Origin of the sequence: Eubacterium sulci ATCC 35585 (genome assembly GCA_001189495.1) — a bacterium.
Classification (GTDB): Bacteria; Bacillota; Clostridia; order Peptostreptococcales; family Anaerovoracaceae; genus Eubacterium_B; species Eubacterium_B sulci.
Window position 1 is genome coordinate 945,973 of sequence record CP012068.1, and the last position, 10,536, is coordinate 956,508.

Genomic DNA, 10,536 nt, shown 5'->3' on the forward strand with positions numbered 1-10,536 from the left:
AATATATTAGTTAATTGAATCCTTGAGTTTCATAATTATTTCTATGGCTTTTGCTGGCGTCAAATGCATGATATCAATTTCTTTTATTTTCTGAGCTAGTTCATCGTATGGACCAGGCATAAATAGCGATAATTGATCTTCACTAACTGTAGCAGTTTTTGTTGATATGTTTATTTCACTAGCTGATTCTTCTAGTTCAGCTAACTTATTTTCGGCATTATCTAGAAGAATCTTTGGAACTCCTGCCAGCTTTGCAACATGGATTCCGTAGCTTCGGCTTGCTGCTCCAGGCACAATCTTATGCAGGAATACGATATCACCATCATCTTCTGAAACATCTACATTAAGGTTCTTGACGCCATCGATTTGATCTTCTAGTGCTGTTAGCTCATGGTAGTGTGTTGCAAAGAGAGTGCGTATATGAGTTTTATCATTGCAGAGGTATTCTACACAAGACCAAGCTATTGAAAGTCCGTCATATGTACTTGTTCCCCTACCTATCTCATCAAGGATTATAAGGCTTCTGTCGCTTGCACAGTTTAGAATGTATGATAGCTCGCTCATTTCAACAAAGAATGTAGACTGACCACCTGAGAGATTATCAGATGCTCCAATTCTAGTAAATATTCTATCTACTACACCTATCCTTGCCCTTTCACATGGAACAAAGCAGCCGGCCTGAGCCATAAGAACTATCAAAGCATTTTGTCTCATATATGTGGATTTACCCGACATATTAGGACCTGTGATTATCATTAGACTAGAATCTGTATCATTGAGATATGTATCATTTGATACGAACTGCTCACCGCCTTCCATCCTCTCTACGACAGGATGGCGTCCTGCTTCTATGACAAGTTCCTTACTGTTATCTACAATAGGCTTTGTATAGCCATAATTTCGGCTTACAGCGGCGAAAGAGCAAATTACGTCCAAGATTGCGATTGCTTTTGATGTGTCCTGTATTTCTTTAATTCTTGCCTCTATCTGCGTACGAATAGAAACGAATATTTCATACTCTAGTTTATTTATTTTGGTTTCGGCATTAAAAACTAGATTTTCAGTCTCCTTAAGTTCAGGAGTTATATATCTTTCGTTATTAACAAGTGTTTGTTTACGGATATAGTCTTCTGGGACTAAATCTGAATTTGCACGCGTTACATCTATGTAATAACCGAATACCTTGTTATAGCCTACTTTGAGGGTTTTTATGCCTGTTCTTTCTCTCTCGTGTGCTTCTAGCCCTGCTATCCAAGTCTTTGCATCTTTGATAGATGCTTTTAGATTATCTAGGTCCTCAGAGTAACCATCGATAATAAGCCCACCTTCTTTGATTGTAAAGCCTGCATTTTCGGATATGGACTCAGTTATTAAATCTGCTATATCTTCTAAATTTGATATTCCATCGTGTATATATTTTAGAAGATTAGAACCAGAGCTTGATAAGTCGGCTTTGATATTTGGAAGGACTGCTATTGAATTTCTAAGTGCTATTAGGTCTTTGCCGTTTGCTGTTCCTGTTGCAATTCTTGCAGCTAATCTTTCGAAGTCATAGATTTTCTTGAGTGATTCTACTAAGTCATTCTCAAGAAGTGGATCTAGATATATTTCCTCTACTGCATCAAGTCTATCATTGATTTTCTCTGTATCATTTAGGGGTTCTCTCAGCATTTTTTTGATAAGTCTTGCGCCCATGGCTGTCTTTGTCTTATCTAAAACGCCTAGCAATGAACCTTTGATATTCTTATCGTAGAGAGTTTCTGTTATTTCTAGATTTCTAAGACTTGCCTTATCAAGTGACATTTGGTCGTTTAGCTCAAAATAAACACAGCTTGTTATCTGGTTTAATCCTTGCCTCTGCGTTTCCATCAAATAGCTTAAAAGAGCACCTAAGTTCTTTTGGCAAAGCTCTCTATCCGCAATTCCTGAAACGAGAAATGCTCCCTTGCCTAAGAGTTCTTCTAGTATGTCTTTTGCTGCCTTTGATGAATAGTATTTATCGGATTTTATCTGGACATATGCACCGCTAGCATCTGCGAGTTTTTCTTTAGAAAAAATCTCCTCAAAGCCCTCATTTACAATGATTTCCTTGCATCCAATACGACTGACTTCATTAATCATGTCGTTATATATGTCATTACCTGCAGTCATCTCAGTTGTCCTAAGCTCACCTGTTGATATATCGCAATAGGAAATTGAAATTCCAGCCTTATCGCAATATATAGCTGCTAGGTAGTTGTTTTCGTTCTCGTTTAGCATCATCTGTGAGGTTAGAGTTCCCGGAGTTATAATTTTAATAACGTCGCGTTTAACTATACCCTTTGCTGTAGCTGGGTCCTCAACCTGCTCACAAATACCTACTTTATATCCTTTATCGACTAGTTTGTGAATGTAAGTTTCTGCAGAATGAAAAGGAACTCCACACATGGGAGCACGTTCTTCTTGTCCGCAGTTCTTACCTGTGAGCGCAATTTCTAGCACCCTCGAAGCCTCGAGAGCATCGTCGTAAAACATTTCGTAAAAATCGCCAACTCTATAAAAAAGTATACAATCCTGATATTGGTCCTTTATTTGAAAATATTGCTCCATCATCGGAGATAGTTTCTTCGGCATATATTACCTTTCTCAAAATAGTCTAATAAGCAAATTAGGCAGCGAACCTAAGATTCGCTGCCCTCTGTAATCATTATTTACCAAGCTTCTTGTTGTAAGCTTCGATACCGAGCCTAATAAGTTCAGCACCTCTTCTCATATCGTCCTTGTTTAGTACGTAAGCGATACGGATTTCGTCCTTACCTAGTCCTGGTGTAGCGTAGAATCCTTCAGCTGGTGCAAACATTGTTGTCTCACCGTTGTCTTCGAACTCTTCTAGCATGAACATTAGGAAGTCTTCAACATCTGCTACTGGAAGCTTAACTGTCATGTAGAAAGCTCCGCCTGGAACCTGGCATACAGCGCCTGGAATCTTCATGATCTCTTCGTATGCAGCATCTCTTCTTCCGCAGTACTCAGCCTTAACCTCGTCATAGTATGACATTGGAAGCTTGAATAGCTCAGCTGAACCAACCTGATCTACAGTTGAAACGCAAAGTCTTGCCTGTGCAATCTTCATTACGTTGCCCATGAACTCTTCGTTCTTGGAGATAAGTAGACCAATTCTTGCTCCACATGCAGAGAATCTCTTTGATACTGAGTCGATGATGATAACTCTGTCAGCAATTTCAGGAATCATACCAAATGATGTTACTTCACGATCATCGTATGCAAACTCTCTATATACTTCGTCTGCGATTATAAATAGGTCGTGTTCCTTAGCGATTTCGCCGATTAGCTTCATTTCTTCTAGTGTTAGAACGTTACCTGTTGGGTTACCTGGGCTGATACAGCAGATAGCTCTTGTCTTATCGTTGATCAATGGCTCAATCTGCTCTCTTGTTGCATAGGTGAATCCATCCTCAGCCTTTGTTGTGATAGGTACAACCTTACCACCAGCTGTTGTCAAGAATGAATGGTAGTTTGTGTAGAATGGTTCTGCAATAAGAACTTCTTCACCTGGGTTAACAAGTGCAAGGAATGCCATTGTTAGCGCTTCTGAACCACCGTTTGTAACGATCATGTCTTTTCTGTCGTAATGCATGTCGTACTGCTTGAAATAATCGATTACTGAATCCTGTAGTGAAGTCAATCCGCCAGACTCAGCATATTTGATTACTGCCTCATCAAAGCTCTTGATTGCCTGCATAAAGCACTCTGGTGTTGCTACATCAGGTTGTCCGATGTTAAAGTGATAAACTTTCTTGCCCTGCTCTTTTACCTTTGCGGCAACAGGATTGAATTTTCTTATTGGTGAAAATTGCATCTCCTGCACTCTGTTAGAAAATTTCATAACTCACAGCTCCTTTTAATAATATAAGATAATTTATACCAACTCTGCATGAGAGATTTGGACTACTTCTGAGACATTAAAATTGTCTGTATATGACTTATTATAACCTATATTTTTCTGTTTGTTAAGATGTAAAAGATACTCTATATTGCCTTTTGCACCTGTAATTGGAGAAAATGTTAAGTTTTTGGCAATTAAATTATTTTCATGCGCATAAGAAATTACTTTTTCTATAACTTCTTCGTGGACTTTGGTATCTCTTACAATACCATTTTTTCCCACCTGTTCCCTTCCGGCCTCAAACTGAGGCTTAACTAGGCATAGGATTGAGCCTCCATCTTTAAGTAGTTTTGCAGCAACAGGAAAGATAAGTTTAAGTGAAATAAATGATACATCCATACTCATAAAATCGATTTCTTCATCGACTTGAGACGGATCAAAATACCTAAAATTACACTTCTCAATATTTACAACTCTGCTATCGCTTCTAAGCTTCCATGCAAGCTGTCCATAACCAACATCAATAGCATAAACCTTTCTTGCTCCATTTATAAGCATGCAGTCTGTAAAACCACCAGTTGATGCACCTATGTCCATGCATACCTTATCTTTTAGGTCTATATCAAATAAGTCTATAGCCTTCTCAAGCTTAAGACCACCTCTGCTTACATATGGACATAAATCTTGCTTAACGGTAATATCACAGTCGGTATTTATAGACATACCAGCTTTGTCGCTTATTTGACCGTCAACAAATACAAGTCCCGCCATTATAGCGGTCTTTGCCTTTTCTCGTGATGGGTAAAATCCCTTCTTTACAAGAAGTACATCAAGCCTTTCCTTCAAGTTCTTGCCTTATCCTTTCCGCTATCGATTCAGCATCAAGACCATACTTTTTATATAAGTATTCGCAGTCGCCGTGTTCAATAAACTTGTCAGGCCATCCTAATTTAACAACCCTATTTGTGTAATTTGCAGCTATATATTCGCCAAAACCACCACGAATCAGATTGTCCTCTAATGTCACAATAAGTTTATCACTTGAGTCAATGATGCTATCATCAAAAGGTTTTAGCACAGACGCACTGCACACCTTAGCATCTATTCCCTGTTCTTTTAAAATCTCTGAAGCTTTAATAGCTTTATTTAACATAGTTCCAACAGCTATTATATTTACATCCTTACCTTCTGAAATCACATTGTTTTTGAGTTCAAAAGAACATTCGATGTGACTTGTCATATCAGCACTTCCTCTTGGGTATCTGATAGCAAAAGGTGCATCCTTTGATATAGCATATTCGAGCATGTCTTCTAGTTGATGTGCATCGCAAGGTGCCAGCACTGTCATATTAGGTAGTGGAAGCAAATACGATAAATCAAAGATACCGTGATGAGTTTCGCCGTCAGCACCAACTATACCTGCTCTATCTATTGCGAAAGTAACTGGAAGTTTCTGCAGACAGACATCCTCAATGATTTCGTCATATGCTCTCTGTAAAAACGATGAATATATTGCAACCACTGGATGCATACCGCCTAGGGCAAGTCCTGCGGCAAAGATGCATGCATGGGCTTCTGCTATGCCTACATCAAATACTCTTTTAGGATACTTGTCTCTCATTTGGTCAAGACCGGTTGCCGTACACATTGCAGCAGTAAGCGCAACGAGTTTATCGTTTTTCTCTGCAAGTTCAAACATCTTTTTTCCAAAGATTTCTGAATAGCTAGTCTGTGACTTTGATAGAGTAACTCCTGTCTCCTTATCAAAAGCACCTATTCCATGGAATTTATCCGGATTTTGTTCTGCCTGCTTGTACCCCTTGCCCTTCTTTGTTTTGAAGTGCACTAAAACGGGTCCTGGAGCATTTTTCGCTTGATTTAGGCCTCTGAGAACATCTGACATATTGTTGCCATCAAAAGGACCTAGATAAGTAATTCCTAGCTCCTCGAATATAACTCCACCTGAGAAAATAGCATACTTAACAGCTCTTTTGAGACCAGCTATGCCCTTGCTTAGTGGCTTTCCTAGATCAGGGATTTTGTTTATAGCTTTCTTTATGTTGTTCTTTGTATTTTGATACTCTGAAGAGGTTCTTAGTTTACTTAGGTGCTCTGAAAGTCCACCGTTTATCTCTGATATTGACATTCCATTATCGTTTAAAACGATTATAACTTTTGACCCTAGGCTCCCAAGGTTATTTAGTGCCTCAAAAGAAGGTCCTCCGGTCATTGCACCATCCCCAATTACTGCGATAACTTCTTCATCGCTCTTGTTAAGATCTCTAGCTACTGCAAGTCCCATGGCTGCAGAAATAGAGGTACTCGAATGTCCTGTATCATAGACATCGTACTCGCTTTCCGAACGCTTTGGAAATCCTGACATTCCATCGTTTTGTCTTAGAGTACTGAACTGATCAGCTCTTCCTGTCAAAATTTTATGTATGTACGATTGATGTCCGACATCCCAGATAAGCTTATCCTTTGGAAAATCAAAAATCCTATGTAATCCGACACTGATTTCAACAACGCCAAGATTTGAGGCAAGATGTCCTCCTGTCTTTGATATTGTGTCTATCAAAAATGCCCTTATTCCTGTACTTAAAAGCTCAAGGGAATTTTCATCCATTGACTTTATATCCTCGGGTAGCTTGTAATCTTTAATATGATTCGACATTTCATTCCTCGATTAATCGTTTCTAGATGCTAGCTTTCTGACAAGATTACGGAAAAACTCTGCATTATCGTAGTAAGGTGCAATAGCCTCAACTGCTTCATTAGTAAGCTCATCAAGGCGTTTAATTGAGTTCTCTAACCCATTTACTGAAATATATGTTGTCTTAGCCTTAGCTGCGTCTGTACCAGTGTTCTTACCTAGCATTTCAGGGTTACCTTTTACATCTAAAATATCATCGGCAATTTGGAAAGCTAGACCAAGACACTCTGCATACTTTGTCATGTTCTTTACCATCTCATCATCAGCGTTTCCTAGGTAAAGCCCAGCTCTAACAGCAGCGGTAAGGAGTGCACCAGTTTTATTTATGTGAATATATTCTAGCATCTCATTAGTACAGTCTGTGTTTTCATTTTCTATATCAGATGCTTGACCTGCTATCATTCCGCCTACCCCTGCAGCCTTTGCAATGCAGTACATTGCATTTATGCGTTTCTTTAGCTCCTCTGGTTTATCAAAATACATTAGAAGATTCTTATTCATAACTTCAAATGCAGTATTTAAAAGTCCATCGCCTGCAAGTGTTGCCATTCCATCTCCATAAACCTTATGGTTTGTTGGTCTTCCCCTTCTAAGATCGTCATCATCCATAGCTGGTAGATCATCATGAATCAAGGAATATGTGTGTATGTATTCCATTGCACATGCAAATGGTAGCGCCTCCATAGAATTTCCACCTGCAAACTCACAAGCAGCAAGTAGTAAAACAGGCCTGAGACGCTTTCCTCCAGCGGTAAGCGAATAGACCATGGACTCATATAAAGTGTTACTCATAGCATCTACACGTGGTAGATAGTCTAGCAAATAGTCATTAACTAGCGATTTATATTCGTTATAGTCTTCTCTCATTCCTACTCTCCTTGATAAACCTCTATTTTCTGCTTTGCATTATCTAAGATATCCTTACAAAGCTTATAGCATTCGTTTCCTTCTTCGAAGTACTTTATTGTATCCTCTAGGGATATGTCCTTTGCCTTTAGTTTCGTTGCTATATCATTAAGTTTTGCAAGAGCTTCCTCAAAACTTATATCCTGCTTATTATCTGCCATATTATACGTCCTCCAATATGTCATAAATCCTGCAATTTGCACTTCCATCGGAAAGATTGAGCTTGTAGCTTGCTTCGTTTTGGAGCCTGCTTACACTAGCTATCGGCATGCCATTTTCGTCTGAAAGTATGCTATATCCTCGCTCAAGTATTGCCTTAGGATTATTTTCGCTCAGCAAAATAGCGAGCTGATTGAGCGTGTTTTCATAGCTTTGAATTTTATTAGTCAAAATGTGAGAAATGCTGTCATGGATGTTTTTTATCCTTATCTCATCGTACATGAGTCTATTGCTTAGATTAAGGGAAATATCCTCGTGCAATTTATTGATTTTCTCATATAAAAGTTTCATGTCTGGTACTGCAAGTTCAGCAGCAGCTGTAGGGGTCTCTGCCCTTACATCGGCAACAAAATCGGATATAGTAAAGTCAATCTCATGTCCTACTGAAGATATTACAGGTATCTTGCAGTCGAATATGCTTCTTGCTAACTCTTCACTGTTAAAAACCATCAGGTCTTCAGGTGAGCCTCCACCTCTACCGACTATCAAAAGATCTAGGTCGTCACTTCTAGTATCAGAAAGGAATTTAATCATTTGACTTATTTCTGATGGGGCTCTATCGCCCTGAACCGCGACTGGGAATATGCTGACATCCGTAAGTCTTGTTCTTGATTGAATTATTGCTAGTATATCCTTTACAGCAGCACCCGTCTCAGATGTAACTACTCCAATATGCTTTGGAAATGCAGGAAGTGGTTTCTTGTGCTTTGGATCAAAGAGTCCTTCTTTTTCTAGTCTTGCCTTTATCTTTGCAAATTCAGCAGCTAAAGCACCCTCGCCTTCTATCTCTACGCTAGTGACATTAAGTGAGTAGTATCCACCTTTTTGATAAACACTTACTTGTCCAGTGAGAATTACTTCATCACCATCACTTAGCATCTCGGTGAGTAGCATTGCTCTTTGCTTAGCCAAAAAGCAGTTGATTTTACTCTTATGGTCAGAAATGCTGAAATAAACATGTCCTGTTCCGTGATATTTGATTGAGGTTATCTCTCCTTTGACTACTACATTACAAAGAAGAGGATCTGTAGCAATAACCTTGCCTATATACTCGTTCAGCATGGAAACTGAAACAGGTTTTATTGCCATATTTTTTCACCTCCAAGCAAAGATATTCCTATTGCATTATCTGATGAAAGCCTTGGCTCGCAAAATACAAAATTATGCTTTGCATCTGCTTCATCAAGCATTTTTCTTAATGTCTTGCTCGAGGATACCCCTCCTGCAAACAAGAAATCATTAATTCTATATCCGTCATATACGTCTTCTAGCATATCCAAAATAGCTGAACTAATGCTAGAAAAAACACCTAGTATAAGATGATTTAAATCATCTTTGTCTAATGTTCTTCCGTCAATATATCTAAAAACCGCAGATTCTATACCAGAAAGATTGATATATCCTGATTTAGATTTTATCTTTGGAAGATTAATTTTCTTTGATAAATTAGACTGGTTTAAGCGGTCATAAGCAATGTTATCAAGCTCTTCTCCACATGGAAAAATCAGGCCTAGCTCTGTCCCTATACGGTCAAGTAACTGCCCAAATGAAATATCCTTTGTTCCACCTATAATGCTAAGCTCTCCATCTTCATATAAAAGAACCTCTGTAGTTCCTCCTGAAAAATGCAAACTCACGTAGTGCTTTGAATCGCTAAGCTCGGTAAATCTTGATGCTGCGCGTACATGTCCATCTTGGTGTGAAAACCTATATAAAGGGCATTTAAGACTGCTAGCAAGTACATTTGCCTGTGATACTCCAGCTAGAAATGCTGGCATGTATGAGCCAGATATGTTCCTTGGCTTATCAGAGACGGATACACATGCTATATCACATGCATCAAAGTTTCTAAACATATCATCAAAAATAATGGGCAAATTGTTGATATGCTGAAAAAGCGCTTCCTGCTGTCTTAGTCCGCGCTTTCCTTTATCCACATTTAGCAGAATTCTCTTATCATAGACTATATCACCGTCGATATTAGTAAGCGCTATCGAAGTCTTATAATTGCTTGTATCTATGCCAAGTGAATACTTCATTTAGTTCTAATTTTCCTTTGATCTTGAAATGGAACCTAAGATTCCATTGATATATGAAGATGATTTTTCCTCTCCATACTTCTTTGCGAGCTCTACAGCCTCGTTAATTGAAACTGAATCAGGCATTTCGTCTAAAAAGAGAATCTCACATACAGCAAGTCTTAGAACTGCAAGATCTGTCTTTGGCATTCTACTTACAGTCCAGTTACGACAGTTAGCAGAAATCTTCTCGTCGATTTCTGACTTCTTATTGCAAACAAGTGAGAGCAGGTTTCTGCAATACTCCTCTTGTTTCCCCATCTCGAGATTTTCTAAATACTTTCCTTGTTCATCAATATCGAATTCATTGTTCACATCGAGTTGATAAAGGATTTGCATAATAATCTCACGCGCATTCTGTCTTGTCATAAGTTCTCTCCTAATATGCGTACACCTTGTACATGTACATTTATCTCTTCTGTATTTATTCCAATAACATCCTTGACATAGCTTTTTACAGTTTTCTGTATCTGCCAAGCTAGCTGTGGAATTTGCACGCCGTATGATACGATTATGTATAGGTCTATGCCTAATGCATCGTTTTTTTTGTATAGCTTAACTCCCCTGCTTGCTTTTGCCTCACGCTTAAGCATGTTTATGCTCAAATTCTGAGGAATGCTATCATCAAAATCAATTACGCCTTCAATTGATCTGACGCAAGAAGCTATGCAAATTGCTATGAAATCATTGGATAAGCGAACTCCATATATGCTTTCGTTACTCACTATAGACTA

The 10,536-nt window shown here is 38.6% G+C and carries 9 protein-coding genes and 1 pseudogene; all 10 read right to left on the minus strand.

Annotation, left to right across the window (positions count from 1 at the left end; genetic code table 11):
- Positions 1–6 precede the first annotated feature (6 nt).
- The 10 genes and pseudogenes from ADJ67_04395 to ADJ67_04440 all read right to left on the minus strand — a co-directional run bounded on the left by ADJ67_04395 (position 7) and on the right by ADJ67_04440 (position 10,407).
- Positions 7–2,613, minus strand: a complete 2,607-nt coding sequence (locus ADJ67_04395) for a DNA mismatch repair protein MutS (protein AKT46962.1) — start codon at positions 2,611–2,613, stop codon at positions 7–9.
- 73 nt (positions 2,614–2,686) lie between these two features.
- On the minus strand, positions 2,687–3,886 hold the full coding sequence (locus tag ADJ67_04400; protein AKT46963.1) for an aspartate aminotransferase: 1,200 nt from the start codon (positions 3,884–3,886) through the stop codon (positions 2,687–2,689).
- Between the two features lie 33 nt (positions 3,887–3,919).
- Positions 3,920–4,732 (minus strand): RNA methyltransferase, encoded by an 813-nt coding sequence (locus tag ADJ67_04405; protein ID AKT46964.1) that lies wholly within the window; start codon positions 4,730–4,732, stop codon positions 3,920–3,922.
- The gene (locus ADJ67_04410; protein ID AKT46965.1) at positions 4,716–6,560 is read right to left on the minus strand and encodes a 1-deoxy-D-xylulose-5-phosphate synthase; all 1,845 of its coding nucleotides are present in this window, start codon (positions 6,558–6,560) and stop codon (positions 4,716–4,718) included. The genes ADJ67_04405 and ADJ67_04410 overlap by 17 nt, the downstream gene beginning before the upstream one ends.
- A gap of 12 nt (positions 6,561–6,572) precedes the next feature.
- Entirely contained in the window at positions 6,573–7,466 is an 894-nt protein-coding gene (locus ADJ67_04415; GenBank protein ID AKT46966.1) for a farnesyl-diphosphate synthase, read from the minus strand.
- Positions 7,467–7,468: 2 nt separating this feature from the next.
- A complete protein-coding gene (locus ADJ67_04420; GenBank protein ID AKT46967.1) occupies positions 7,469–7,666 on the minus strand; it encodes a hypothetical protein in 198 nt (65 codons plus the stop codon).
- 1 nt (position 7,667) lies between these two features.
- Complete coding sequence (locus tag ADJ67_04425; protein ID AKT46968.1) at positions 7,668–8,813, minus strand: hypothetical protein; 1,146 nt, start codon at positions 8,811–8,813, stop codon at positions 7,668–7,670.
- The gene (locus tag ADJ67_04430) at positions 8,804–9,763 is read right to left on the minus strand and encodes a hypothetical protein (GenBank protein ID AKT46969.1); all 960 of its coding nucleotides are present in this window, start codon (positions 9,761–9,763) and stop codon (positions 8,804–8,806) included. The genes ADJ67_04425 and ADJ67_04430 overlap by 10 nt, the downstream gene beginning before the upstream one ends.
- A gap of 6 nt (positions 9,764–9,769) precedes the next feature.
- A complete protein-coding gene (locus ADJ67_04435; protein AKT46970.1) occupies positions 9,770–10,171 on the minus strand; it encodes a hypothetical protein in 402 nt (133 codons plus the stop codon).
- Positions 10,168–10,407, minus strand: a pseudogene (locus ADJ67_04440) (hypothetical protein). Before ADJ67_04440 ends, ADJ67_04435 begins: the two are co-directional and overlap by 4 nt.
- Positions 10,408–10,536: the final 129 nt, after the last annotated feature.

Coding starts and splice junctions, on each gene's coding strand:
- ADJ67_04410 (AKT46965.1), bottom strand. CDS start 6,560: ATGTCGAATCATATTAAAGATTACAAGCTACCCGAGGATATAAAGTCA.
- ADJ67_04400 (AKT46963.1), bottom strand. CDS start 3,886: ATGAAATTTTCTAACAGAGTGCAGGAGATGCAATTTTCACCAATAAGA.
- ADJ67_04420 (AKT46967.1), bottom strand. CDS start 7,666: ATGGCAGATAATAAGCAGGATATAAGTTTTGAGGAAGCTCTTGCAAAA.
- ADJ67_04415 (AKT46966.1), bottom strand. CDS start 7,466: ATGAGAGAAGACTATAACGAATATAAATCGCTAGTTAATGACTATTTG.
- ADJ67_04435 (AKT46970.1), bottom strand. CDS start 10,171: ATGACAAGACAGAATGCGCGTGAGATTATTATGCAAATCCTTTATCAA.
- ADJ67_04430 (AKT46969.1), bottom strand. CDS start 9,763: ATGAAGTATTCACTTGGCATAGATACAAGCAATTATAAGACTTCGATA.
- ADJ67_04395 (AKT46962.1), bottom strand. CDS start 2,613: ATGCCGAAGAAACTATCTCCGATGATGGAGCAATATTTTCAAATAAAG.
- ADJ67_04425 (AKT46968.1), bottom strand. CDS start 8,813: ATGGCAATAAAACCTGTTTCAGTTTCCATGCTGAACGAGTATATAGGC.